This window comes from Aeromicrobium duanguangcaii, assembly GCF_024508295.1.
In the GTDB taxonomy this organism is placed as follows: domain Bacteria; phylum Actinomycetota; class Actinomycetes; order Propionibacteriales; family Nocardioidaceae; genus Aeromicrobium; species Aeromicrobium duanguangcaii.
The window spans coordinates 1,008,359-1,033,533 of the sequence record NZ_CP101990.1; the positions used below are offsets into that span (position 1 = coordinate 1,008,359).

Genomic DNA, 25,175 nt, shown 5'->3' on the forward strand with positions numbered 1-25,175 from the left:
GTTCCAGTGTCACAGGCGAGTAGAGTCGAGCCGATGCGCACCACGATCGCCGTTGTCTTCGGAGGCCAGTCCAGTGAGCACGGTGTCTCGTGCCTGACCGCGCGGGAGGTGCTCGCCGTCATCGATCGCGACCGGTACGACGTCGTCCCCGTCGGCATCACAACCGACGGCCGGTGGGTCGAGGAGACCGCCGTCTGGGACGACCTCGAGCCCGGAGCGCTGCCGTCCGTCCGCGCAGACCTGCCGCCGTTCTCGTGGGACCGCCTGCGCGATCTCGACGTCGTCTTCCCGCTGCTGCACGGCCCGTGGGGCGAGGACGGCACGATCCAGGGCCTGCTCGAGCTGTCGGGCGTCCGCTACGTCGGCGCCGGCGTGCTGGCCAGCGCCGTGGGCATGGACAAGCCGTTCACCAAGACCGTCTTCTCGGCCGCCGGGCTGCCGCAGCTGCCCTACGTGACGATCCAGCCGTGGGAGTGGGACGCCAAGCGCGACCGGGTCCAGGCGCGGGTCCACGCGCTCGGCCTGCCGGTGTTCGTCAAGCCGGCGCGCGCCGGGTCCAGCTCGGGCGTCACGCCAGTGCACAGCTGGGACGACTTCGACGTCGCGGTCGAGACGGCCAGGCAGTTCGATCCCAAGGTCATCGTCGAGTCGGCGGCCCACGGCAAGCGCGAGGTCGAGTGCGCCGTGATCCAGGACGAGCGCGGCATGCCGATCGCGAGCGAGGTCGGCGAGATCGTCGTGGCCGCCGAGGCCGATCACGAGTACTACGACTTCGAGGCCAAGTACCTCGACGGCACCAGCACGAACGTCGTGCCCGCCGATCTGCCCGAGACCGTGCGTCAGAGGATCCGCGAGTACGCCCTGCAGGCCTTCGACGCGATCGGCTGCGAGGGCTTGGCGCGCGTCGACTTCTTCCTCACCGACAGCGTCGGCGGCGGTCTGGTGATCAACGAGATCAACACGATGCCGGGCTTCACGCCCTTCTCGATGTTCCCCAAGCTCTGGCAGGCCTCGGGCATCGAGTACACCGAGCTGGTCGACCGGCTGATCCAGCTCGCCCTGCAGCGCCCTCTCGGCCTGCGCTGACGGCGGTCCCGCGCCCCGCCCCGTCCCGAGATTTGCTCCGTTTCTTCCCTTTCAGCGGCGCTGAAACGTCGAGATGGGAGCAAATCTCGCGCGGTGGAGGGCGGCGACCACCCGGTTCACGACCATCGTCGGGTTCTCGAGGTCGGCGACGGTCACCACGATGAGGCGCCAGCCCTCGCCCTCGAGCAGCTCACGGCGGCGCAGATCGTGCTGGCGTTGTCGGGCATCGCGCTCGTGTTGCCATCCGTCGTACTCCACGACGATCCGCTCGGCGCGATAGACGAGGTCCCCGTAGGCCAGGAAGCCACCGTGGCGGTCCGTGATCAGCGCGTTCGACTCGGGTTCAGGGAGACCGGCGCGGACGAGCTCGAGTCGGACTCGCGACTCCTGGACGGAAGCAGAGCCATCGCGGACCCACTCCATGGCGCGTCGCGCGCGCTTGACGCCGTCGAAGTGGACGTCGTGGACGAACGCCAGCAGGTCGAGCCGCGCGATGAGGCCGGTCGAGATCATCCAGTCACCCACGAGGACCAGCTCCCGCCAGGACAGAAGCGTGCCGCAGTCGACGAAGGTGCGGGCGGCGCCGACCAAGGGCAGCCCGCGGACATCTTCGAGGAACAACGGGCCCTGGAATCGGTGGACCGCGAACCCCTCGGCTGAACGATCGACCCGGCGGCGCGTCGCCAGATGCACCGGCGTGGAGGCACGCATCGAGAGGCCGCGCCACGCCAGGTTGCTGGTGTGGCTCAGGCCGGCCTCGGCGCCGAGCCAGCCGAGGCCGGCCCGCGCTGCCAGCTCGGGCGTCAGGTCGGTGGTGGCGTATCGGTACCAACCCGGCGCCACCGCAGCGCATCGCGGGCCACGCAGGACGCGTTCGGTGAGTCCGGCGGCGAGCGCCTGACGGCGCGAGAACACCGAGTCCGTGAACTCAGCGGGCAGTGCGGCAAGGCGAGCCATGCCGGCCAGCGTGCCGATCGCGGCGGGCGCGCGGGGCGGCCGTCCACAGGCGCACTCCCGCACACCCGGATTTGCTCTGATTCTGACCTTTCAGGGCTCCTGAAAGGTCAGAATCAGAGCAAATCTGGGGACCGGGGGGAGAGGTCAGATGCGGACGACGGGGCAGGTCAGGGTGCGCGTGATGCCGGGGACGCGCTGGATCTGCGAGACCACCAGGGTGCCGAGCTCGTCGACGGAGGGGCCCTCGGCGCGGACGATCACGTCGTAGGGACCGGTGACGTCCTCGGACTGCTCGACCCCGGGGATCTGGGCGATGGCGGCGGCGACTTCGGCGGCCTGGCCGACTTCGGTCTGGACGAGGATGTAGGCGTGAACGGCCATGGGGACGTCCTTTCGTTCGGGCCATGACACGCTATCGCAGTCACGCCGGAGCGGTGCGCCGGGCTGAGACAATGACCCGGTGACCCAGCGACAGAACGACCAGACCATTGCCGACGTCGGCGAGTTCGCGCTGATCGACCTGGTGCGGGGACAACTCGGCACCAGCGACTACGTGCTCGTGGGGCCGGGCGACGACGCCGCGCACATCGCGACGGCGGACGGCACCTACGTCACGGCGACCGACATCCTCATCGAGGGACGCCACTTCCGCCGTGACTGGTCCACGGCGACCGACATCGGCCGCAAGGCCGTCGCGGCCAACCTGTCCGACATCAACGCGATGGGCGGCGTGGCCACCGCGCTGCTCGTGGCGTTCGCCGCGCCGGGTGACACTCCGGTCGCGTGGGTCACCGACCTCGTCGCCGGGATGGTCGAGGAGTGCGCCAAGGTCGGCGCCCGGATCGTCGGCGGGGACATGTCGGCCGCCGACCAGGTGGTCATCTCGATCACCGCCCTCGGCGACGCCGAGCGCCCCGTGACCCGCTCGGGCGCCCAGCCCGGCGACCAGGTCGCGTTCGCCGGCACGCTGGGGCTGGCGTCGGCCGGCTACGGCGCCCTCAGCCGTGGCTTCCGCTCGCCGAAGGCCGCGGTCGACGAACACCGCGCCCCGCACCCGCCCTACGCCGCCGGTCCGGCCGCCGCCGTCGCCGGGGCCACCGCCATGATCGACATCAGCGACGGGCTGCTGGCCGACCTCGGCCACGTCGCCCGCGCCAGCAAGGTCGCGATCGACGTCCACCCGACCTCGTTCGAGATCCTCGACGCCGTGCAGACGGTCGCCGGGGCGCTCGGGGGAGTGGATCCGCTGGGCTTCGTCCTGACCGGCGGCGACGACTACGCCCTGGCCGCCACGTTCCCGGCCGACGCGACGCTGCCCGAGGGATGGACGCGCATCGGCGTCGTCCGGTCGGGCGAGGGCGTCACGGTCGCCGGAGCCCCCTGGGAGGGCGGCCCCGGCCACCGGCACTGGACCTGAGCGTCAGTCCTGGATCCGCGCGAACGGTGAGGCGGCCTCGAGCTCGAAGGCCAGCTCCAGCAGCGTGCGCTCGTCGCCGTGGTCGGCCGAGAAGTGCAGGCCCAGCGGCAGGTTCTGCGAGGTGCGTCCCAGCGGCAGGCTGATCGCGGGACCGCCCGAGGCGTTGTTGAGCGGCGTGTAGGCGACGTAGGTGCGCAGCCGGTCGAACGCCTCCTCGAACTCCACGCCGGGGTCGAGCCAGCCGATCTCGGGCGTCGTGTGGCCCAGCGTCGGGCTGAGGATGACGTCCCAGTCGGCGAAGACCTCGCTGTACTGACGCGCCGAGCGCTTCAGCGCGACGATCGCGCCGGGCGTGCGCCAGAAGCTGCGCAGGAACGCCTGGGCGAGTCCGCGCGTGAACGGGTCGACCTTGCTGCGGTCGAAGTCACGCGACACCACGAACCGGCCGGTGTAGTCCAGCGAGAAGGCCAGCGTGCGCCAGTACTGGACGAAGTGACGCTCGAACGTCGGGTCCACGGGGATCGGCATCTCGACGACCTCGTGGCCCAGCGAGGAGACGAGCTCGGCGGTGCGGAGCAGCTCGCGGGTGCTGTCCGCGTCGAGATCGGCGCCGTGCAGGGTCTCGGTGACGAGGCCGACGCGCAGCCGGCGCTTCGACGGTCCCTCGACCAGACCGACGCGCGGAAGGCGGGGGACCGGCCGGTACCGCTCGGCGGCGGCCAGGAACACGGCGGTGTCGCGCACGCTGCGGGTCATCACGCCGTTGGCGACGATGTCCAGCGGCGCGTCCTTCATCTCCTTGGCCGGCGCCAGGCGGTTGCGGGTCGTCTTCAGGCCGACCAGTCCGCACGCCGCGGCGGGGATCCGGATGGAGCCGCCGCCGTCGTTGCCGTGGGCGATCGGCACCGCGCCGGCCGCGACGAGCGCCGCCGAGCCGCCCGAGGAGGCGCCGCTGGAGAACCGGGGGTCCCACGGGTTGCGGGTGGGCTCGCGGTCGACGAACTCGGTCGAGGCGGTCAGGCCGAAGGCCGGCAGGGTGGTGGCGCCGACGACGTTGAGGCCGGTCGCGAGGAACTGCTCGGTGAACTCCTCGTGGGAGTCGGCGGGGGTCGCGGGCACGGCGGCGGAGCCCTGCTGCGTGGGCAGGCCCTTGAAGTCGGTGTTGTTCTTGATCAGGCTCGGCACACCCGCGAGCGGCGCGCCCTCGGCGAGCGGCTCCTCGGCCCGGACGGCGGCGCGGGCACGGTCGTCGTGTGCGATCGCGTTCAGGGTCGGATCGACCCGATCGATGCGGGCGAGGGATGCCTGGAGGGCCTCGGAGGCGCTGATGGCTCCGGAGGCGATGAGCTGGGCCACCGCGACGGCGTCGTGATCGGCGAGGACGTCGTCGGTGAAGGCGTGGGTTCGGGTCACCCCGTGAGAATAGACAACGGCGGCCCGAAGGCCGCCGTTGTCATGAAAAGTGCCGAACGTCTCAGCGCGAGACCTTGCCAGCCTTGAGGCAACCGGTGCAGACGTTGAGCCGCTTCGGAGTGCCCTCGACGGTGGCGCGGACGCGCTGGATGTTCGGATCGAAACGACGCTTGGTACGTCGGTGCGAGTGGGACACGTTGTGGCCGAAGCCCGGTCCCTTGCCGCACACATCGCAGACGGCTGCCACGGCGACCACTCCTGAACTAGATCGGGGGAATACAACCTCACCATCGTACCTGACGCGACACGGCCAGCGCGAATCGAGTCCCGACGACTCCTCGATAGGCTCACCCCCATGGCCCTGCGGATCGAGAGTGAGCGCTTCGGCGCGTGGGTCCGCCTGTGCACCGAGTCGCTCGCCGTCGCCCGCGACGAGATCGACGCGCTCAACGTCTTCCCCGTGCCCGACAGCGACACCGGCACGAACGCGTACTTCACGTTCGTCTCCGGCGTCGAGGCGATCGACGCCCTTCCGGCCGGCGCCACCCCGCTCGACACCATGCGCGCCTTCGCCGAGGGCCTGCTGATCGGCGCCCGCGGGAACTGCGGCACGATCCTGGCCGAGCTGGTCCGCGGCAGCCTGCGCGTGCTGCGCGGCTGCGTCGACGGACTGACGGCGGACGACGTGGCCGAGGCGCTCGGCGCGGCCTCGGCCGCCGCCTACGCCGCGGTCGGCCGACCACAGGAGGGCACGATCCTCACCGTGGCCGCCGCGGCCGCGAAGGCCGGTCGCGAGGCGGCCGCGGCCGACGACGACCCGAAGCGCGTGTTCGACGTGGCGGCGGGCGCGGCCCGCGAGGCGCTCGCGCTGACCCCCACCCAGTTCGAGAAGCTCGCCCGCGCCGGTGTCGTCGACGCGGGCGGTCGGGCGCTCGTCGTGGTGCTGGACTCCGTCGCCTTCGCCCTGACCGGGCGCGTCCCGTCGCCGCGCCCCGCCACGGTGCCGGTGCCCCTCGTCGAGCCGGGCTCGGACCTGGCCGAGGACGGGCCGTCCTACGAGGTCATGTTCCTGCTGCGCACGCCCGACGAGCGGATCCCGGCGCTGCGCGAGGCCCTCGAGCCGCTGGGCGACTCGCTCGTGGTGGTCGGGGGAGAGGGGCTGTGGAACGTCCACGTCCACGTCGACGACGTGGGAGCCGCCATCGAGGCGGGCATCGGCGCCGGGTCCCCGTTCCAGATCTCGGTCACCCACTTCGCCGACCAGATCGCCCGGGCCGCGTCGGTCACGGGCGGCCGCGTCATCATCAGCGCCGTCACCGGACCGGGCCTGGCCGACCTCACGAGCCGCGCCGGCGGCACGCCGCTGATGTTCGGTCCCGACGAGCCGTTGAGCGTCGCGATGGTGACCGAGGCGATCCGCGACAGCAAGGCCGACGAGGTCATCTGCCTGCCCAACCGCAGCGGCCACATCGCGATGTTCGAGGCGGCCGCGGCCGCCGCTCGCGACGAGGGCGCGCGGGTGGCGGTGCTGCCGACGACCGTGCAGGTCCAGGCGCTCACCGCGCTGGCGGTCCACGATCCCGGGCGCCCCTTCGACGTCGTCGTGGTCGCCATGTCGAACGCGGCGGGCGCGACCCGCCACGGCGCGATCACGATCGCGGCCGAGGACGGCATCACCATGGCCGGTCCCTGCAAGGCCGGCGACGTGCTCGGCGTCGTCAACGGAGACTTCGCGATCATCGGCGCCTCGCAGGCCGACGTGGCGTACGAGATCCTCCAGCGCCTCGACCTCGCCACCGCCGAGATGGTCACGCTGGTCCTGGGCCGTGACTGCGAGCCGCAGGTCAGCGACGAGCTCGCCGCCCGGGTCCGCCGCGACGCGCCGCACGTCGACGTCGAGGTCATCGAGGGCGACCAGGACACCTACTCGCTGTTCCTGGCGGTGGAGTGACGTCGTGATCGACTTCGACACCCGCCTGTCCAAGGTCGTGGGCGACTCGGCCAAGAAGCTGGAGAAGGCGTTCGGGCACCGCACCGTCGGTGACCTGCTGCGCCACTTCCCGCGCCGCTACATCGACCTCGAGCACGCCGACTCCTTCGACGACCTCGAGCCCGGCCAGATCGTGGCCTTCGTCGCCACCGTCCTGGACGTCAAGAAGCTGTCCTTCCGGAACAACCCGCGCAAGTTCCGGGTCGTGGTGACACTCTCGGACGGCAGCTCCACGATGGAGGCGGTCTTCTTCAACCAGTTCGCCATCGCCAAGACGCCGGTCGGCAGCCAGCAGCTGCTCTCGGGCGAGGTCTCGGTCTACCAGGGCCGGCTGCAGCTGGCCTCGCCGCAGATGCGCGAGCTGCCCCCGGGCAAGACGCTGGCCGACCTGGGCCGCGGCGGCACGGCGCTGCCGATCTATCCGGCCGGCTCGGGACTGACCTCGTGGGACGTCGAGCGATCGGTCCACCTGGCCCTCGACGTCGTCGACACGTTCCCCGAGCCGATCCCCGCGCAGGTCCGCAGCGAGCGCGGCCTGCTCGACGCGCCGACGGCCTACGAGTACATCCACCGCCCGCGCAAGCGCACGGACTGGGTCTTCGCCCAGACCCGGCTGCGCTTCGAGGAGGCGTTCGAGGTGCAGGCGGTGTTCGCCCGGCGGCGCCTCGACACCCAGCAGCGGCGGGCCCTGCCGCGTCCCGGTCGCGGCGACGGCATCCGCGTGGCCTTCGAGCAGCGGCTCCCGTTCACGCTCACGGAGGGTCAGGCCAAGGTCGCGGCCGAGATCGACCAGGACCTCGCGGCCGCCCATCCCATGCACCGGCTCCTGCAGGGCGAGGTCGGCTCGGGCAAGACGATCGTGGCGCTGCTGGCGATGCTTCAGGTGGTCGACTCCGGCGGCCAGGCCGCCCTCCTGGCGCCCACCGAGGTCCTCGCCACCCAGCACCACCGCAGCATCGAGCGGATGCTCGGCGACCTCGCCAAGGCAGGCATGCTCGGCGGCGCCGACGAGGCCACGCGGGTGCGACTGCTGACCGGGTCGATGGGCGCGAAGGCGCGCCAGCAGGCCCTGCTGGACATCGTCTCGGGCGAGGCCGGGATCGTCATCGGCACCCACGCCCTGCTGGAGGAGACCGTGCAGTTCGCCGACCTGGGCCTCGTCGTCATCGACGAGCAGCACCGGTTCGGTGTCGAGCAGCGGTCGGTGCTGTCGGACCGCGCGGCCGCCGCCGGCGGCGTCAGCCCCCACGTGCTGGTCATGACGGCGACGCCGATCCCGCGCACCATCGCGATGACCGTCTTCGGCGACCTCGAGGTGTCGACCCTGCGCGAGCTGCCGGCGGGCCGTCAGCCGATCCAGACCAACGTCGTGCCCGTCGCCGAGCAGCCGGCCTGGCTCGATCGCGCGTGGCAGCGCGTCCACGAGGAGATCGGCCGCGGCCGCCAGGCCTACGTCGTCGTGTCCCGCATCGGCGAGGCCGTCTCGGACGAGGACGCGCCTCCGCCCGACGACGACGAGGACGAGAAGCGCCCCACCGTCGGGCTGGTCGAGCTCGCGGAGGCACTCGAGCAGGGACCTCTCGCCGGTCTGCGCCTGGGCCGGCTGCACGGACGGATGCCGCCCGACGAGAAGGACCTCGTGATGTCGGCGTTCGCAGCCGGCGACCTCGACGTGCTCGTCGCCACCACCGTCGTCGAGGTCGGTGTCGACGTCCCGAACGCCACGATGATGATCGTGATGGACGCCGACCGGTTCGGCGTCTCGCAGCTGCACCAGCTGCGCGGCCGCGTGGGTCGAGGCACCGAGCCCGGCCTGTGCCTGCTGGTCACGGGCTCGCCCGCCGGCACCCCGGCGCGCGAGCGGCTGTCTGCGGTCGCGGCCAGCACGGACGGCTTCGAGCTCTCGCGGCTGGACGCCGAGCTGCGACGTGAGGGCGACGTGCTGGGCGCGCGCCAGTCCGGTGTGCGGTCCAGCCTGAAGCTGCTGTCGGTGGTGCGCGACGAGCAGGTCATCGCGTCGGCCCGCGACGCCGCCGTGGCGACACTGGCCTCGGGCGACGTACCGCCCGACCTGGAGGCATCGATCAGGCGGCTCGAGGAGTCCGAGCGCGCCGACTACCTGGAGAGAGCATGACGAGGATCATCGCCGGCCGCTGGGGCGGCCGCAGACTGACCGTGCCCACGGGCGACGGCACCCGTCCGACGTCCGACCGGGTGCGCGAGTCGATGTTCGCCTCCCTCAACTCGCTGCTCGGCGGCTTCGACGGCCTGCGCGTGCTCGACCTGTACGCGGGATCGGGCGCGCTGGGCCTGGAGGCGCTGTCGCGCGGTGCTGTCCACGCAGATCTGGTCGAGTCCTACGCGAAGGCGGCTCGCACGATCCAGCGCAACGTCAAGGAGCTCGGTGCCCCGGCCGAGGTCCACGCCGTCACGGCGCAGCGCTTCGTCGACGAGGAGTCCGGTCCCTGGGACGTGGTGTTCCTCGACCCGCCGTACGCCGTGCCCAATGCCGAGATCGAGGCGATCCTCACGGCCCTGCGCCCGTACCTGGACCCCGACGCGGTGGTCGTGGTCGAGCGCGCCAAGCGCGACCCGTTCGACTGGCCGGAGGGTTTCGAGGGGCTCCGGGACAAGGCGTACGGCGACACCCGCCTTTGGTACGGTCACTGACATGACGCGCGTGGTGTGCCCCGGATCCTTCGACCCCGTGACCAACGGCCACCTCGACATCATCGAGCGGGCCTCGTTCCTGTTCGACGAGGTCGTCGTCGTGGTCCTGGTCAACCAGAGCAAGTCGGGCCTGTTCCCGATCGAGCGCCGGATCGAGCTGATCGCCGATGCGACCACCGAGCTCGAGAACGTCACGATCGACTCCTACTCGGGCCTGCTGGTCGACTATTGCGCCCAGAACGACGTCCAGGCGATCGTCAAGGGCCTGCGGGCGGTGTCGGACTTCGACTACGAGCTGCAGATGGCGCAGATGAACGGCAACCTCACCGGCATCGACACCGTCTTCATCCCGACCTCGCCCGACTACACGTTCATCGCCTCGAGCCTGGTCAAGGAGGTCGCCAAGCACGGCGGCGACGTGACCGGCCTGGTGCCCAAGCAGGTCATGAACGCCCTCGACGAGGTCTTCGGTCACTGACCTGGGTCACTGGACGGGGGAGCGCGGCTCCCAGTTGCGGTCGAGGTGACTGCCGCGGCGCACGGCCGCGGTGCCGAATCGCTCGGCCACCCGGTCGAGCGTGCGGTCCAGCGCCGGATCGGCCTCGCCGTCCAGCGGCAGGGCCAACTGGACGCCCTCGTCGTCCAGGCCCGACAGCGCGACCCCGACGAGCGTGATGCGGTCGCGCTCGATCTCGTCCCGGCGGGCCCGCAGCAGGCCGCGTGCGACGTCGGAGACGGTCGTGGTGCTCTCGGTGGGCCGCGGCAGCGTGCGTGACGAGGTCGAGCGGCGGTAGTCGCCGAACCTGAGCCGGACCGTGACGGTGGCCGCGGTGCGTCCCGCCCGCCGCAGCCGGCGCCCGACCTTGTCGCACAGCGCCAGCAGCGCGAGGTCGGCCTCGGCGTACGTGCCGCGGCCGCCGAGCGCGTGCTGGGCGCCGATCGACCGGCGTCGCGTGCCGGTCTCGACGCGGCGCGGGTCGTGGCCCGTGGCCAGCGCGTGCAGGTGGTGCCCGGCGGCCCGTCCCACGATGCCCGACAGCTCGGCCGGGCTGAGCCGGGCGACGTCGGCGACGGATCGCAGGCGGGCCGCGTGCAGCTTGGCGGCGGTGACGTCGCCGACGCCCCACAGCCGCTCGACCGGCAGGGCGTGCAGGAACTGCAGCTCGCCGTCGGTGGGGACCACGAGCAGCCCGTCGGGCTTGGCCAGGGCGCTGGCGACCTTGGCCAGGTAGGGCGTGCGAGCGATGCCGACCGAGATCGGCAGACCGACCTCGGCCTGGACGCGTCGGCGCAGCTCGCGGGCGATCGGCAGCGCCGGGCCGCGCAGGCGCCGCAGGCCCGAGACGTCGAGGAACGCCTCGTCGATCGAGAGCGCCTGGACCAGGGGAGTGGTGTCGTGGAAGATCTCGAACACGGCGCGGCTGGCCTCGACGTACGCCTCGAACCGCGGTGGCACGACGACGGCCTCGGGGCACAGCCGCAGCGCCTGTCGTCCGCCCATCGCGGTGCGGACCCCGCGGGCCCGCGCCTCGTACGATCCGGCCAGGACGACCCCGCCGCCGACGATGACGGGGCGGCCCCGCAGGCTGGGATCGTCGCGCTGCTCGACCGAGGCGTAGAACGCGTCCAGGTCGGCGTGCAGGATCGATCCGATCCGGTCGTCACCCGCCTGCTGGTCCACTCCCTGATTCTCCCAGCCGGGTCCGACACTCCCACGCGCGACGAGGGGACCGCGATTGGCATGGCTGCGGGGGGCCGGGGTACGATTGACGCTGGCCCGTTTGTGGGCCGTGGTTCTTTCGGTGCATTCGATGAGGGGCTCTACGTGATTTCGGGACCGTTCGTGTTCGACACCCAGGTGTTGAGGCGGCAAGTCGGGACCGAGAAGTCGTTCGAGCTCGTTCTCGAGGCACCGGCGGACCTCGGTCTTCCGGTCTTCGGTGTTCCCGAGGGATCGCCCATCGATCTCGAGCTGCGGCTCGAGGCCTTGATGGAAGGTGTTCTCGCCACCGGAACCGCCTCGGTCCACGCCGTCGGCGAGTGTGTGCGCTGCTTGAGGGACGTCGAAGAGGATTTCGACTGCGACTTCCAGGAGCTCTACCTCTACGAGGACGCGGGCGAGGACGAACTGGCCCTCGAGGACGACCTGCTCGACCTCGAGCCCGTCCTGCGGGACGCGGTGGTGCTCGCACTGCCGCACAACCCGTTGTGTGACCCGGAGTGCCCGGGACTGTGCCCCGACTGTGGGGCGCGGCTCGCGGACGATCCAGATCACACACACGGCGACGCGATCGACCCGCGATGGTCGACGCTGACCCAACTGACCGAACGACCTGAGGAGTAATCGTGGCCGTCCCGAAGCGGAAGATGTCGCGCAGCAACACCCGTCACCGCCGGTCCGCGTGGAAGACGACGGCTGTTGCCACCGTCGACTGCGCGAACCCGGCATGCAACGGCAAGGTGATCTCTCACCGCGCCTGCGCCGAGTGCGGCCAGTACGGCGCCCGTGGCGAGCAGCGCCAGGTTCTCTGACCCACGCTGTGCCCGACATCGAGGCACTGAGCGAGACCCTCGGGGTTCCTGATCTGGATCCCGAGCTGATGACCCATGCCCTGACGCACCGGTCGTACTCGTACGAGAACGGCCAGATCCCGAACAACGAGCGCCTGGAGTTCCTGGGCGACTCGGTGCTCGGGCTGGTCGTGACCGAGACGCTGTTCCGGGGCCATCCCGATCTGCCCGAGGGCCAACTCGCCAAGCTGCGCGCGGCCGTGGTCAGCGCCAAGGCGCTGGCCGAGGTCGCGCGCACCTTGGGGCTGGGTGACCACCTGCGCCTCGGCCGGGGCGAAGAGGCCTCGGGCGGGCGGGACAAGCCGTCCATCCTCTCCGATGCGATGGAGGCCGTGCTGGGCGCGATCTTCATCGAGTTCGGCATCGAGCGAGCCGCCGAGGTCATTCACACGATCTTCGATCCGGTCATCGCCGACGCCGCCACGATGGGGGCGGGGCTGGACTGGAAGACGTCGTTGCAGGAGATCTCGGCCCTGAACGGGCTCGGGGTCCCCGTGTACGTGCTCGAGGGCACCGGCCCCGATCACGACAAGACCTTCACCGCCTCGGTCCTGCTGAACGACCTGCGGTTCGACGGCGGCACCGGCCGGTCCAAGAAGGACGCCGAGCAGATGGTCGCCGAGATCGCCTGGCGGGCGATCAACAGCGACGCCGACGCCGACGCTCGGGCCGCCGGTGGCGCCGAGAGCAACGGTGCCCGAACTTCCTGAGGTCGAGGTCGTCCGACGCGGGTTGGACGACCATGTCGTCGGCCGCACGATCACCTCGGTCGAGGTGCTCGACTCCCGGTCGGTCCGCCGTCACGGCGCCGGCCCCACCGACTTCGTCGCTCGGCTCGTCTCGCGCCGCGTCGACGCGGCCCACCGTCGCGGCAAGTACCTCTGGCTGAGCCTGGACGACGGCTCCAGCGTGCTGATGCACCTGGGCATGAGCGGACAGGCGCTCATCAGCGACGCGGACGCTCCCGCGACCCGACACCTGCGGATCGTCCTGGACCTCGACGACGGCCGCCAGCTGCGCTTCGCCGACCAGCGGATCTTCGGCGGCATGTCGATCAGCGAGACCGACCCGCCCACCGAGATCGCGCACATCGCCCTGGACCCCCTCGATCCCGCGTTCGACGATGCCGACTTCGTGGCACGCCTGCGCCGCCGCCAGACCGGCGTGAAGCGTGCCCTGCTCGACCAGGGGCTGGTGTCCGGCGTGGGCAACATCTACGCCGACGAGGCGCTGTGGCGCACGCCGCTGCACTACGCCCGCAACACCAAGGGCCTGCGCATCGCCGAGGCGACCGCGCTGATCGGGCACGTGCGCGACGTCATGACGGAGGCGCTGGCGCAGGGCGGCACCTCGTTCGACGCGCTCTATGTCAACGTCAACGGCCAGAGCGGCTACTTCGACCGCTCGCTGCACGCCTACGGCCAGGAGGGCCGGCCGTGCGAGCGCTGTGGCGCCATGATCGTGCGCGAGCCGTTCATGAACCGCTCGTCTTACCGCTGCCCGACGTGCCAGCCGCGTCCGCGCAACGGCCGCTGGTGACCTTCGCATGCCCGTCTGCTCGCTAGGGTGACCGCGTGACGGAGTCCATCGGTGTCTACGGCGACGAGGCGTGCGAGCGTTACGTGGTCGAGCCGCCGAAGCGGTCCGGGCGCAGCTCCTTCGAGCGTGACCGGGCACGGATCGTGCACTCGTCAGCCCTGCGTCGCCTCGCCGGCAAGACCCAGGTCATGGGCGCCGGCACCGACGACTTCGTCCGCAACCGCCTGACCCACTCGCTGGAGGTCGCCCAGGTGGCCCGCGAGCTGGGCAAGAGCCTGGGCTGCGACCCCGAGATCGTCGACTCCGCCGCGCTGGCGCACGACCTCGGGCATCCGCCGTTCGGCCACAACGGCGAGATCGCGCTGGACCAGGTCGCCGCATCGATCGGCGGCTTCGAGGGCAACGCGCAGACCCTGCGCATCCTGACCCGGCTCGAGGCCAAGACGTTCAGCCCGCAGGGGCAGAGCGTCGGACTCAACCTGACCCGGGCGACGCTGGCGGCGTGCGTGAAGTACCCGTGGCGCCGCGGTGAGCGTGACACCGTGAAGTTCGGCGTCTACGACGACGAGGTCCCGGTCTTCGAGTGGCTCGGCACGCAGGGCCGGCTGACCATCGAGGCGCAGGTCATGGACCTGTCCGACGACATCGCGTACTCCGTGCACGACGTCGAGGACGGCGTCGTCGGCGGGTGGCTCAGTCTCGTGGGCGACCTGGACACGCCGGGCTCGTGGCACGTCGCGCGCGACTGGTACGACCCGACGGCCACCGACGACCGGCTCGACGCGGCGCTCGCCAGGCTCCGCGCGATGGGCGAATGGCCCGTGGGCCCGTTCACGGGCGACCGGGCGTCCCAGGCCGTCCTCAAGAGCCTCACGAGTGCCCTCATCGGCCGGTTCGCGGGCGCCGCGTACGAGGCGACCATCAAGCGGTGGGGCAACGGTCCGCTGGTCCGCTACGCCGGTCAGCTGGAGGTCCCGCCCGAGACGCTCGACGAGATCAACGTGCTGAAGTCGCTCGCGGCGCACCACATCATGCGCGCCGACCTGCGCGTGCGGGATCTGGAGAACCAGCGCGATCTGCTGCACGCCCTCGTGGCGCACCTGCGGCAGGTGGGGGAGGCCGAGCTGGAGCCCGAGTTCGCCGCCGACTTCCGTGCCGCGCCGGACGACGCGCACCGGCTGCGGGTGATCGTCGACCAGGTCGCCAGCCTGACCGATGCCTCGGCAGTGGCGTGGGGACGCCGCGTGCTCGGATAAGGCCACGACCCGCCACGGCCTCTGGCGCCGCCGCGTAGGATCACGCCATGGCACGCATCAAGGACGAGGACATCCAACTCGTCCGTGAGCGGGTCCGGATCGACGAGGTCGTCGAGCAGTACGTCACCCTCCGCAACGCCGGCGGCGGCGCCCGCAAGGGCCTGTGTCCCTTCCACGACGAGAAGTCCCCGTCGTTCAACGTGCGACCGGCCCAGGGCTTCTACCACTGCTTCGGCTGCGGCGTCGGCGGCGACGCCATCAAGTTCCTGATGGAGATCGAGGGCCTCACCTTCGCCGAGTCGGTCGAGCGCCTGGCCGACAAGTACGGCGTCCAGTTGCGCTACGAGGAGACCGGCGCCCCCACCGGCCCGCGCCGCGACCCCGGCCAGCGCCAGCGCCTGCTGCTGGCCCACAAGGCGGCGGAGCGCTTCTACGCCGAGCAGCTCATGTCCTCGCCCGAGGCCGCTCCGGGACGACGCCTCGTGACCGACCGTGGCTTCGACCAGGCGGCGGCCGAGCTCTTCGGCATGGGGTGGGCGCCGAAGTCCGGTCAGGCGCTCGTGAACCACCTGCGAGGCAAGGGCTTCGCCGAGGACGAGCTGGTCATCGGCGGGCTCGCCCGCAAGTCCGCGCGCGGCCTGTTCGACGCGTTCCAGGGTCGCCTGATGTGGCCGATCAAGGAGATCTCGGGCGAGGTCATCGGCTTCGGCGCCCGCCGGATGTTCGATGACGACTTCATGAGCGGCAAGTACGTCAACACCTCCGAGACGCCGATCTACAAGAAGGCCCAGGTCCTCTACGGCATCGACCTGGCGCGCGACCCGATCCGCAAGCAGAGCCAGGCCGTGGTGGTCGAGGGCTACACCGACGTGATGGCCTGCCACCAGGCCGGCGTCCTGACGGCCGTCGCCACGTGTGGCACGGCCTTCGGCGAGGGGCACGCGCGCGTGCTGCGCCGGCTCATGCTCGACCACGATGCCTTCCACGGCGAGGTCATCTTCACGTTCGACGGCGACGAGGCAGGCCAGAAGGCCGCGGTCAAGGCGTTCGAGGGTGACGAGGAGTTCACGGGCCAGACCTACGTCGCGGTCGAGGGCACCGGCAAGGATCCCTGCGACCTGCGCCTGGCCGAGGGCGACGAGGCAGTCCGCGAGCTGATCGGCTCGCGCATTCCGCTGTACCGGTTCGTCCTGGACAACACACTCGAGCGCTACGACCTCGACCGGGGCGACCAGCGCATCGACGCCGTGCGCGAGGCCGTCCGGCTCGCCTCGGCGGTCCGCGACACCTCCAAGGTGGACGAGTTCCTGCGCGAGATCGCCACGCGCGCCGGCGTCGACATCGATCTCGTCCACGCCGAGCACCGCAAGGCGAAGGACCAGAAGCCGAGCGCGCCCAAGCTGACCCGCGCCGGGGCCGGAGCCCCCGAGCCGGAGCCGGCCCGTCCCGAGGCATCCGTGTTCGCCAGCTTCGGGGCGCCCCAGTTCGCCGCCGAGCGCGAGGCGCTCAAGGCGCTGGCGCAGTACCCCCAGGTCGCCCGGACGGTCGCGGCCGACCTGACGGATGACGACTTCGTGCACCCCGTGGCGCGCGAGATCTGGCGCCACATGGTGGCCCGCGGCCTGCCCGACCACGCCGACGCCGGATGGCTGCCGGCAGTGGCCGACTCGCTGCCCGGAGACGACCTGCGCCGGGTGCTCGGGGTGGCTGCGGTCGAGCCGCTGCACGCCTCCGAGCAGACCGCCGTCACCGTCGTGCCGGCCGTCCTGGCCCACGTGCAGGAGCTCGCCATCTCGCGCCAGATCGGCGACGTGAAGTCCCGGCTCCAGCGCACCGATCCGACCGCTCCGGAGTACCAGGAGGTCTTCGGCCAGCTGGTCGCACTGGAGCAGCGCCGCCGTGGCATCCGCGATCGCGCGCTGGGCGCCGTCGGCTCCTGACCCCTTGCTGTGGGAGACCTCGCGGTCGTCCACAGTCCGCCCGGGGCCCTGTCCCGGCGCGTCCGCACGCCCGAGGGTGGGACACGTGTCGCCCTTCGTCTCCCACGCCCTGGCTCAGGCCCCGCTCCCGCCCGACGCCGAACGACTGCTGGCCCGCGCCGCAGCCGGCGGCGACCGTGACGCGCGCGAGGAGCTGATCTGCGCGGGCCTGCGCAACGTCGCCCTGCACGCGCTGAGGCTGGGGCACCGCGGCGACGACCTCGACGAGGCGGTGGCGGCAGGCGTCGAGGGCTTGATCCGGGCCGTCGACCGCTTCGATCCGGACCGGGGGACCCGGCTCGCCACCTACGCCTGGGCGTGGATCGCGCGCGCCATGACCCCCGCGCCGACCGTGGTCGTCAGCGAGCCCGTGCTGCGTGTCCGGGCGGACGGTGACCTGCTCTCGGAGCTGCCCGTCGAGCTCGCCGCGGTGGTCGGCCTGCGGTTCGGCCTGCTGTGCGAGGACGGGGTCGGACTGACGATCCAGGAGGTGGCCGACCGGCTCCGGCTCACGCGATGGCAGGTCCGCGATCGAGAGGGGAGGGGCCTTTCGCGTCTGCGTGAGGGACTTGCTAGAGTTTCTCATCGTGCTCCTCTTGAGGAGCCGATCCCCCGTAGCTCAATTGGCAGAGCATTCGACTGTTAATCGAAGGGTTATTGGTTCGAGTCCAATCGGGGGAGCGGGACAGGCCCGGTTTTCGTTCGCACGCGAGCGAGAACCGGGCCTTCTTCATGCTCGGGCTGGGACTCCCGCGTACGGACCGCGACGGGCGTGGTCCACCCGCTCACTTCCAGTCGTCGGCACGACCGACGACACGAGCCGGGTTGCCGGCCACGATCGCATGGGGGGGGGGACATCCGAGGCGACCACCGCGCCGGCGCCGACGATCGCGCCGTCGCCGATCGTGACTCCCTTGAGGATCATCGCCCGAGCGCCGACCAGGACGTGCTCGCCGATGACGACGGGCGCGGTGCGGGGCCGCTGGACGCCGTCGCTGTGGGCGATGTCGTGGAAGTCGGTGTCGCTGATCTGCACGTCCCACGAGAGCTCGGTGTGCGCTCCGATGGTGAGCCCGGCGGCGACATTGATGATGTTGCGGATGCCGAGGTTCGCGTTCGGGCCCACGGTGAGCGTCGCGCCGGGTCCGACCCAGGCCCGCGCGTCCTGGCGAACGACGGCGCCGGCACCGAGGGCGTACGTGCCGGGGCCGCCGAGCTGCACGCCGCTGCCGACCTTCGCGCCGGGCACCCCGTGCCGGTAGCCGCGCAGTCGGAGCATGACGCGCCGGCGGAGTCTCGACAGACGAGCGGTCAGTGTCCTCATGAGGGAACAGTAGGCGGGCGGATCGCCCCGGCCGGCGGTTTCGGCGACGTTGATCGCGCCTTGTTCACGGGGGAGCCGGCCGGACTTGTACGCTCGGACCGCGACGGGGAGGTAGCTCAGCCGGTCAGAGCAGAGGACTCATAATCCTTGGGTCGTGGGTTCGAGCCCCACCCTCCCCACCGACGCGAGACGGAGTCAGGATGCGCGAGGCGGCACTCTTCGACCTGGACGGCACGCTGTGCGACACGTCCTCGATCGAGCACCTCACGCAGGGAGCCGACCGCGACTACGCCGCCTTCCACGCGGCCTCCGCCGGCTGCCCGCCGCGCGCGGACGTCCTCGAGGCCCTCGAGGACGCACGGCGTCGCGGGTTGGCGATCGTGCTGTGGACCGGACGAGAGTTCGTGTGGCGCGATCTGACGCTGGACTGGCTCGCCGGCCACGGGATCGCCCACGATGGGCTCTACATGCGCTGGGCGGCCGACTATCGCCCCGCCGTGACCGTCAAGGCGGCCCTGCTGAAGGACATCGACGACGACGATCTGCGCATCGTCGAGGCCTGGGAGGACGACGAGCCGGTCGCCGACCTTCTGCGCGAGTCCGGTGTCGGCGCGGTCCACCTCGTGTGAGCCCGTCCTGCGGTGAATCCGGCCCGTGCTGCCGGTGTGTGAAGTGCTTGACAGAAAACTCTTGACTCCTGTCGGACCCGGGATCAGTGTGAGATACATCACACATACGGCAGGGGAATCCGATGAGCCCTTCGAACCGCTCGCTTCGATCCATTCGCGTCGCCGTCGCCGCCCTGGCCGCGTCCCTGGCCCTCACCGCCTGCAGCGGTGACGACGGGGGTGACTCGTCCGATCAGGAGAAGGACAACCTCAAGGGCGTCACCGGCACCCCCGAACGGGGCAAGCGGCTGACGTTCGCCATGGAGACCGAGGCCACGTCGATCAACCCGGCGACCGTCAACATCGCCTTCGTCAACTACACGCTGCTGGCGTACGAGCCGCTGATCTACCGCAGCTCGGACGGCACTCTGAAGCCCGCCTTGGCGCAGGAGTGGGAGATGGGCGACGGCAACACCTCGATGGAGCTCGAGCTGAGGGACGGGGTGACATTCACCGATGGGAGCCCGGTGAACGCCGCCGCAGTGAAGGCCTCGCTGGAGTACGTCCGGGACGGTCAGGGGCCCAACGCCCACCTGCTGGCGAACGTGAAGAGCATCGAGGCGGAGGACGACGACAGTCTGACGCTGCGACTGAGCTCGCCGAACCCGATGCTGCCGGAGTTCCTGACGCAGAGCTACGGGGTCGGGCAGATCATCAGCCCCGCCGGGGTCAAGGCGCCGGGTCAGCTCACGGCCGACAACCCGTCGCAGGGCGCCGGTGCGTACGTCTTCGACCCGAAAAAGTCGGTCCCGGGCGATCACTACACGTACACCGCGAACCCGGACTACTACGCGAAGGACGAGCGCCAGCACTACGACGAGGTCGTCATCCGCGTCATCGGCGACCAGCAGGCCCGCGTCAACGCCCTGGCGACCGGTCAGATCGACCTCGCGACGGCCAGCCCCGACACCGTCGACCAAGCCACGAGCGCGGGCGCACAGATCGTCTGGATCCCGTTCGTGTGGCAGGGCCTGAGCCTCATCGACCGCGACGGCGAGGTCAGCAAGCCGCTCGGCGACGTCCGCGTCCGCCAGGCGATCAACTACGCGATCGACCGCAAGAAGATCACCGAGGCGCTGCTGGGCAAGTACGGCGTGCCGACCGACACCGTCGTCATGGAGGGCGGTGAGGGCTGGTCCAAGGAGGCGGCCGACCGTTACCCCTACGACGTCGACAAGGCCAAGTCGCTCATGAAGGACGCCGGCTACGAGAAGGGCTTCCCCCTCAAGGTCCTGTCCATCCGGTTCGCCGAGATCGACACGATGGCCGAGGCGGTCGCCCCGTACCTGGCCGAGATCGGCATCAAGGCCGAGCTGGACCACCTCACCGACGAGCAGTCCTACGTCCAGGGTGCGACCGACAAGAGCTACCCGGCGATGTCCGTGGGTTACGGGGCGCAGCCGATGTACCTGCTGGGCCAGGGCCTGTTCCTGCCGAACGCGGGCATCTTCAACGGCTTCGCGACGGAGCGCAAGGAGCTCACGGACCTGTACGACAAGGCGGCCGCGGCCAGCGGCGACGAGCGCGACAAGCTCAACCAGGACATGATCACGTACCTGACCGACGAGGCCTGGTTCGCGCCCGTGTCCTTCGGTCCCGTGCTCTACGCGAGCCGCGACGACCTCGGCGGCGTGGCGGTGTCGCCGAAGGCGCCGGTGGCCACGCCGTTGGACTGGTACAACGTGGCGAAGTGACATGCTGCGCCTGGCAGGTCGATGGGTGCTCACGGCGGTCGCCCTGGTCGTCTCGGTGTCCTTCCTGACCTTCGTGCTGGTCGACCTGGTGCCCGGTGACGCCGCGCGCTCGGTCGTGGGCCTGAACTCGACGCAGGAGCAGTACCTGCAGATGCGCGTGGCCATGGGCCTGGACCGGCCCCTGCTCGAGCGCTACGGCGACTGGGCCTGGGCGGCGCTGCACGGCGACTTCGGGAACTCGCTGACGAACGGCGCCGCGGTGGCGAGCCAGCTGACGACCCGGCTGTCGGTCACGGTGACGCTCGTCGTCGCGTCGCTGCTGGTGGCCACCGTGGTGGGAGTGTCCCTGGGGGTTGCCGCGGCACTCCAGCACGGCTTCCTGGGACGGCTGGTCGACGGTCTCGCGCTGCTCGGTCTGGCCGTGCCGTCGTTCTGGTTCGCGTACGTGCTGGTCTTCCTGTTCGCGATCGAGACGTCCTTCTTCCCGGCGACGGGATACGTCACGTTCGGCTCCGATCCCGCCGGCTGGGCGAGATCGCTGGTGCTGCCTGTCCTGACGCTCGGACTCACGAGCAGTGCTCCGATCGCGAAGCAGACCCGGGACGGAATCCGCTCGGAGCTGGACAAGGACTACGTGTACGCGTTGCGGGTGCGCGGCATCGGCGAACGCTCGGTCATCGGCCGACACGTCCTGCGCAACGCGGCCGCGCCGGTCATCACGATCATGGGGCTGGTCTTCGTCGGCCTGCTGAGTGGGACGGTCCTGGTCGAGACGGTCTTCGTCCTGCCCGGTCTGGGCAGCCAGGCCGTCCAGGCGACGATGTCCAGCGACCTGCCGCTGATCCAGGCGATCGCCGTGACGTTCACCGTGATGGTCGTGGTGGTGAACCTGCTGGTCGAGTTCGTCTACGTGCTGCTCAACCCCCGGGTGCGTGCCGGATGAGCCGCCGCTCCTGGGTGACCTACTTCGTGCGCCAGAAGGTGCCGATGATGGCGGCCGCCTACCTCGCCCTCGTCCTGTTGCTCGTCCTGTTCGCCGGCGCGATCGCTCCGTACGGACCGACCGAGCAGAACCTCGACGCGAACCTGGCCGGGCCGAGTCGTGAGCACCTGCTCGGCACCGGGCAGCTCGGACTGGACGTCTTCAGTCGCATCCTGTGGGGCGGCCGCACGACCCTGTACGGCGTCCTCGTCGCCGTGGTGGTGTTCGCCGTGCTGGGCGTGAGCGCGGGCCTGCTGGCCGGCTACCTGCGCGGACCGGTCGAATGGGCCGTGCTGCGGACCAGCGAGGTGCTGCAGGCCGTCCCGGCCGCGATCATCCTGCTCGTCGTCCTGGCGGTGTTCCCCGGACGGCAGGTGATCGCCATGGTCGCGCTCGGGGTCCTGGGTGCTCCCGGCCTGGCCCGCGTCGTCAGGTCGGTGACCCTCGGCGTGCGCGAGGAGCTCTACGTCCGCTCCGCCCAGACGATGGGCCTGCGGCCGGTCGCGATCATGCGCCGCCACGTGCTGCCTCATCTGAGCGGTCCGGTGATCGTCCAGCTGTCCCTGTTCGGGGCGGCGGCCGTCGGGCTGGAGACCGCCCTGGGCTTCCTGCGGCTGGGCAGCGGGGAGTCGTCCTGGGGCCTGCTGGTGGCGGAGGCCTCCCGGCACCTGGGCGCTCACCCGTGGCTGATGGTGCCGTCCGGTTTCGTGATCATGTCCTTCGTCATGGCGTTGGGTCTCGTCGGCGACGGGGTGCGCGACGCGGTCGCGGCCAGCATGCGCACGCGGGTCGAGTCCGGAGCGCGTCCACGCGCGGCCACGCCGCCCGCTCCCGAACTGCCCGACTCCGAGGACGCGCTGGTCTCCGTGCGGGGCCTGACGGTGAGCTTCCCGCGAGGACAGGACTGGATCGACGTGGTCCGCGGCGTCGATCTCGCGGTCCTGCCGGGAGGCGCGCTGGGGATCCTGGGCGAGAGCGGGTGCGGCAAGTCGATCACGGCCGAGGCGATCGTCGGGCGCATCCGGGGGACCGGCCAGATCACCGCGGGCGAGGTCCGCCGGCGCGGCCGCGTCGGCTGGGTGGCGCAGGACGCGGCGTCGAGCCTGGACCCGAGCGGTCGCGTCGGCGCGCAGCTGGCCGAGGTCGTGCGCGTGCATCGTCCGGAGCTCAGCCGTTCCCAGGTGCGGGCCCGGGTGCTCGACCTGCTCGAACGGGTGCGCCTGCCCGAACCACGGCGGGTCGCTCGCAGCCGGCCCTGGGAGCTGTCCGGCGGCATGGCGCAGCGCGTGGGCATCGCGATGGCCCTGGCCACCGATCCGCACCTGATCGTGGCCGACGAGCCGACCTCGGCACTCGACACGACCGTCCAGGCCGAGGTGCTGGCGCTGTTCGACGAGCTCCGCGCAGACGGCATGACGCTGGTCGTCATCACGCATGACGTGGGGGTCCTCGCCGCCGTCTGTGACAGCGCGGCGGTCATGTACGCCGGAGAGGTCGTCGAGCTCGCGCCCACGCAGGAGCTCCTCACGCATCCGGCTCATCCGTACACGGCCGCGCTGCTGGCGGCAGACCCGCGCCGAGGCACGCCGGGGGAGCGGTTGGCCGCGATCGACGGGACCGTCCCGGCTCCGGGGTCGTGGCCGAGCGGCTGCCGGTTCGCCGACCGCTGCCTGCTCGTGACGCAGGCGTGCCGGGAGACCTCGGTGCCTCTGTTCGACGTGGACCCCGCCGATCCGACCGATGCCGCCGATCCGCGCGTGAGCCGGTGCCTGAGGTTCGCCGACGTGCTGGACAGGACCCGCGCATGACGGCACAGGAGCAGGGCACGACTGACACGCCGCTCGTGGCGTCGCGCGGCGTCACGGTGCGGTACGGCTCCGGCCGGCGAGGTGTGGTGGCGCTCGAGGGGATCGACCTCGAGGTCCGCCGTGGCGAGGTGCTGGGCCTGGTGGGGGAGTCCGGCTCGGGCAAGTCCACGCTCGGCGCCGTCCTGGGCGGACTGCTGGCGCCGACGGACGGCACGGTCACCTACGACGGCGCGCCGCTGCTCGTGCGGCGTGGACGCCGATCGCGCGATCTGGCCCGTCGGCGCCAGATCGTCTTCCAGAACCCCCGCAGCGCCCTGAATCCGCTGCGGACGATCGGTGACTCCCTCACCGAGGGGCCCCGGCTGACGCTGGGGCTGAGCCGGGACGGCGCACGCGAGCGTGCCGTCGATGCTCTCGCGGACGTCGGTATCGAGCCCGACGCCCTCGACCGGTACCCCGACGCGTTCTCAGGCGGCCAGCGCCAACGGATCGCCATCGCCCGTGCACTGGCGATGGACCCGGAGTTCCTCATCTGCGACGAGGTCGTCAGCTCCCTGGACCTCTCCGTCCAGGCGCAGGTGTTGAACCTGCTGGCCGACCTGGGGCGTCGTCGTCAGCTGACCCATGTCTTCATCTCGCACGACCTCACGGTGGTGCGGCATCTCAGCGACCGCATCGCCGTGCTCGACGGTGGGCGGCTCGTCGAGGTGGCGGGGGCACGCCAGGTCCACGAGAACCCCGCGGCCGACGTGACCCGCAGGCTCTGGCAGGCGATCCCGAGCGCCGTGGTGGGCGAGGGGGGTCGCGATGGCCGGCCGTGAGGGTCGACCGACGATCTACGACGTCGCTCGCCTGGCCCGCGTCTCGATCGCCACCGTCTCCCATGTGCTCAACCGCCCGGAGCGGGTCGGTGCCGCCACGCGCGAGCGTGTCCTGGCCGTGATCGACGACCTGCAGTTCGTGCCGAAGGAGGTCGCGGTGTCGCGGGCGCGGCGGGGCACCGGGCGGATCGGCGTCCTCGCGCCCTTCACGTCGTACCCGTCCTACCTGCAGCGACTGGCCGGAATCCTGGAGAACCGGTCCGGACGGACCGAGGTCGTCGTCTTCGACCACGACTCCGTCGCGGCCGACCCGCATCCGCTGCTGGCCTCGCTGCCCGTCTCGGGGCGACTGGACGGCCTCATCATCATGGGCGTGCCCCTGGACCGAGAGCTGGCCGAGCGACAGGCGAAGCACGGTCTGCCGACGGTCCTGGTCGACAGCGAGTACGAGGGCTTCTCCTCGGTGTCGGTCAGCGACGACCACGGAGGCCTCGTGGTGGGGCGGCACCTGGCCGAGCTGGGGCACCGGCACATCGCCTTCCTGGCCGAGGACCAGGCCTCGAACGACTACCTCTCGCCCGGCCAGCGTCGGTGGCGTGCCGTCGAGCGGGCCTTCGGCGAGGCGGGTGTGCCCGAGAGCGCGATCCGCCGGGTCGTCTGCGGCCCCGACTTCGCCGGCGCGCGGGAGGCGCTGCACGAGATCCTGGCCCTCGATCCCCGGCCGACGGCGGTCTTCGCCCACCACGACGAGCTGGCCGCCGGCGTCGTGACCGCGGCGCGCCAACTGGGACTGCGCGTGCCCGAGGACCTGGCGGTGATCGGCTACGACGGGGGAGTGCTGGCCGACGCGCTCCAGCTGACGACCGTCGTCCAGCCGCTGCGCGAGTCGGGCGTCGTCGGGCGACGGCTGCTCATGGCGCGGCTCGACGGCGACACCACGACGCAGCAGATCATGCTCGAGCCTCGCCTGTCGCGGGGCGTCACCACCTGACCACCCGAC

The 25,175-nt window shown here is 71.3% G+C and carries 25 protein-coding genes and 2 tRNA genes; 21 read left to right on the forward strand and 6 right to left on the reverse strand.

Annotation, left to right across the window (positions count from 1 at the left end):
• The first annotated feature begins 33 nt into the window (after positions 1-33).
• Complete coding sequence (locus tag NP095_RS05185) at positions 34-1,086, forward strand: D-alanine--D-alanine ligase family protein (protein WP_232417049.1); 1,053 nt, start codon at positions 34-36, stop codon at positions 1,084-1,086.
• A gap of 51 nt (positions 1,087-1,137) precedes the next feature.
• On the opposite strand, the gene NP095_RS05190 is transcribed toward NP095_RS05185, so the two are convergent.
• Together NP095_RS05190 and NP095_RS05195 are read right to left on the reverse strand one after the other, a co-directional pair.
• Positions 1,138-2,043, reverse strand: a complete 906-nt coding sequence (locus NP095_RS05190) for a DUF559 domain-containing protein (RefSeq protein WP_232417048.1) — start codon at positions 2,041-2,043, stop codon at positions 1,138-1,140.
• A gap of 144 nt (positions 2,044-2,187) precedes the next feature.
• Positions 2,188-2,424, reverse strand: a complete 237-nt coding sequence (locus tag NP095_RS05195; protein WP_232417047.1) for an Lrp/AsnC ligand binding domain-containing protein — start codon at positions 2,422-2,424, stop codon at positions 2,188-2,190.
• Between the two features lie 79 nt (positions 2,425-2,503).
• On the opposite strand from NP095_RS05195, the gene NP095_RS05200 reads away from it, so the two are divergent.
• The gene (locus tag NP095_RS05200; protein WP_232417046.1) at positions 2,504-3,460 is read left to right on the forward strand and encodes a thiamine-phosphate kinase; all 957 of its coding nucleotides are present in this window, start codon (positions 2,504-2,506) and stop codon (positions 3,458-3,460) included.
• A gap of 3 nt (positions 3,461-3,463) precedes the next feature.
• Here NP095_RS05200 and NP095_RS05205 read toward each other — a convergent pair whose 3' ends face one another.
• The gene (locus NP095_RS05205) at positions 3,464-4,873 is read right to left on the reverse strand and encodes an amidase (protein ID WP_232417045.1); all 1,410 of its coding nucleotides are present in this window, start codon (positions 4,871-4,873) and stop codon (positions 3,464-3,466) included.
• Between the two features lie 61 nt (positions 4,874-4,934).
• The gene (gene rpmB, locus NP095_RS05210; protein WP_187411817.1) at positions 4,935-5,120 is read right to left on the reverse strand and encodes a 50S ribosomal protein L28; all 186 of its coding nucleotides are present in this window, start codon (positions 5,118-5,120) and stop codon (positions 4,935-4,937) included.
• A 108-nt stretch (positions 5,121-5,228) separates the two neighbouring features.
• On the opposite strand from rpmB, the gene NP095_RS05215 reads away from it, so the two are divergent.
• Genes NP095_RS05215 through coaD form a run of 4 tightly spaced genes read left to right on the forward strand, consistent with a single transcriptional unit; the run spans position 5,229 to position 10,011 of the window.
• Positions 5,229-6,824 (forward strand): DAK2 domain-containing protein, encoded by a 1,596-nt coding sequence (locus NP095_RS05215; protein WP_232417044.1) that lies wholly within the window; start codon positions 5,229-5,231, stop codon positions 6,822-6,824.
• Positions 6,825-6,828: 4 nt separating this feature from the next.
• Positions 6,829-8,997: an ATP-dependent DNA helicase RecG gene (locus tag NP095_RS05220; protein WP_232417043.1), complete on the forward strand. Its 2,169-nt coding sequence runs from the start codon at positions 6,829-6,831 to the stop codon at positions 8,995-8,997.
• Positions 8,994-9,533, forward strand: a complete 540-nt coding sequence (gene rsmD / locus NP095_RS05225) for a 16S rRNA (guanine(966)-N(2))-methyltransferase RsmD (protein WP_232417042.1) — start codon at positions 8,994-8,996, stop codon at positions 9,531-9,533. The genes NP095_RS05220 and rsmD overlap by 4 nt, the downstream gene beginning before the upstream one ends.
• Before the next feature lies 1 nt (position 9,534).
• The gene (gene coaD / locus NP095_RS05230) at positions 9,535-10,011 is read left to right on the forward strand and encodes a pantetheine-phosphate adenylyltransferase (protein WP_232417041.1); all 477 of its coding nucleotides are present in this window, start codon (positions 9,535-9,537) and stop codon (positions 10,009-10,011) included.
• 6 nt (positions 10,012-10,017) lie between these two features.
• Here coaD and dinB read toward each other — a convergent pair whose 3' ends face one another.
• Entirely contained in the window at positions 10,018-11,214 is a 1,197-nt protein-coding gene (gene dinB, locus NP095_RS05235) for a DNA polymerase IV (RefSeq protein ID WP_232417040.1), read from the reverse strand.
• A gap of 60 nt (positions 11,215-11,274) precedes the next feature.
• On the opposite strand from dinB, the gene NP095_RS05240 reads away from it, so the two are divergent.
• The 8 genes from NP095_RS05240 (at position 11,275) to NP095_RS05270 (ending at position 17,559) form a co-directional block, all read left to right on the forward strand.
• The gene (locus NP095_RS05240) at positions 11,275-11,877 is read left to right on the forward strand and encodes a YceD family protein (RefSeq protein WP_232417039.1); all 603 of its coding nucleotides are present in this window, start codon (positions 11,275-11,277) and stop codon (positions 11,875-11,877) included.
• A 2-nt stretch (positions 11,878-11,879) separates the two neighbouring features.
• Positions 11,880-12,065, forward strand: a complete 186-nt coding sequence (rpmF, locus tag NP095_RS05245) for a 50S ribosomal protein L32 (RefSeq protein WP_232417038.1) — start codon at positions 11,880-11,882, stop codon at positions 12,063-12,065.
• Positions 12,066-12,073: 8 nt separating this feature from the next.
• Entirely contained in the window at positions 12,074-12,814 is a 741-nt protein-coding gene (gene rnc / locus NP095_RS05250; RefSeq protein ID WP_429726098.1) for a ribonuclease III, read from the forward strand.
• Entirely contained in the window at positions 12,798-13,643 is an 846-nt protein-coding gene (mutM, locus tag NP095_RS05255) for a bifunctional DNA-formamidopyrimidine glycosylase/DNA-(apurinic or apyrimidinic site) lyase (protein WP_232417037.1), read from the forward strand. Before rnc ends, mutM begins: the two co-directional genes overlap by 17 nt.
• Positions 13,644-13,678: 35 nt before the next feature.
• Positions 13,679-14,899 (forward strand): deoxyguanosinetriphosphate triphosphohydrolase, encoded by a 1,221-nt coding sequence (locus tag NP095_RS05260; protein ID WP_232417036.1) that lies wholly within the window; start codon positions 13,679-13,681, stop codon positions 14,897-14,899.
• Between the two features lie 47 nt (positions 14,900-14,946).
• A complete protein-coding gene (gene dnaG / locus NP095_RS05265; RefSeq protein ID WP_232417035.1) occupies positions 14,947-16,839 on the forward strand; it encodes a DNA primase in 1,893 nt (630 codons plus the stop codon).
• Between the two features lie 85 nt (positions 16,840-16,924).
• A complete protein-coding gene (locus NP095_RS15300) occupies positions 16,925-17,524 on the forward strand; it encodes a sigma factor (protein WP_404801105.1) in 600 nt (199 codons plus the stop codon).
• Positions 17,487-17,559, forward strand: a tRNA-Asn gene (locus tag NP095_RS05270). The genes NP095_RS15300 and NP095_RS05270 overlap by 38 nt, the downstream gene beginning before the upstream one ends.
• A gap of 49 nt (positions 17,560-17,608) precedes the next feature.
• On the opposite strand, the gene NP095_RS15250 is transcribed toward NP095_RS05270, so the two are convergent.
• On the reverse strand, positions 17,609-18,202 hold the full coding sequence (locus tag NP095_RS15250; RefSeq protein WP_306173284.1) for an acyltransferase: 594 nt from the start codon (positions 18,200-18,202) through the stop codon (positions 17,609-17,611).
• Positions 18,203-18,307: 105 nt separating this feature from the next.
• On the opposite strand from NP095_RS15250, the gene NP095_RS05280 reads away from it, so the two are divergent.
• The 7 genes from NP095_RS05280 (at position 18,308) to NP095_RS05310 (ending at position 25,166) form a co-directional block, all read left to right on the forward strand.
• Positions 18,308-18,381: transfer RNA gene (locus NP095_RS05280), tRNA-Met, on the forward strand.
• Between the two features lie 21 nt (positions 18,382-18,402).
• On the forward strand, positions 18,403-18,831 hold the full coding sequence (locus tag NP095_RS05285) for a phosphatase domain-containing protein (protein ID WP_232417034.1): 429 nt from the start codon (positions 18,403-18,405) through the stop codon (positions 18,829-18,831).
• A 122-nt stretch (positions 18,832-18,953) separates the two neighbouring features.
• Positions 18,954-20,564, forward strand: coding sequence for an ABC transporter substrate-binding protein (locus tag NP095_RS05290; protein ID WP_232417033.1), 1,611 nt, complete (start codon positions 18,954-18,956; stop codon positions 20,562-20,564).
• A 1-nt stretch (position 20,565) separates the two neighbouring features.
• Complete coding sequence (locus NP095_RS05295) at positions 20,566-21,507, forward strand: ABC transporter permease (protein WP_232417032.1); 942 nt, start codon at positions 20,566-20,568, stop codon at positions 21,505-21,507.
• The gene (locus NP095_RS05300) at positions 21,504-23,354 is read left to right on the forward strand and encodes a dipeptide/oligopeptide/nickel ABC transporter permease/ATP-binding protein (protein WP_232417031.1); all 1,851 of its coding nucleotides are present in this window, start codon (positions 21,504-21,506) and stop codon (positions 23,352-23,354) included. The genes NP095_RS05295 and NP095_RS05300 overlap by 4 nt, the downstream gene beginning before the upstream one ends.
• Positions 23,351-24,175: an ABC transporter ATP-binding protein gene (locus tag NP095_RS05305; RefSeq protein WP_232417030.1), complete on the forward strand. Its 825-nt coding sequence runs from the start codon at positions 23,351-23,353 to the stop codon at positions 24,173-24,175. Before NP095_RS05300 ends, NP095_RS05305 begins: the two co-directional genes overlap by 4 nt.
• Entirely contained in the window at positions 24,162-25,166 is a 1,005-nt protein-coding gene (locus NP095_RS05310; protein WP_232417029.1) for a LacI family DNA-binding transcriptional regulator, read from the forward strand. Before NP095_RS05305 ends, NP095_RS05310 begins: the two co-directional genes overlap by 14 nt.
• Positions 25,167-25,175: the final 9 nt, after the last annotated feature.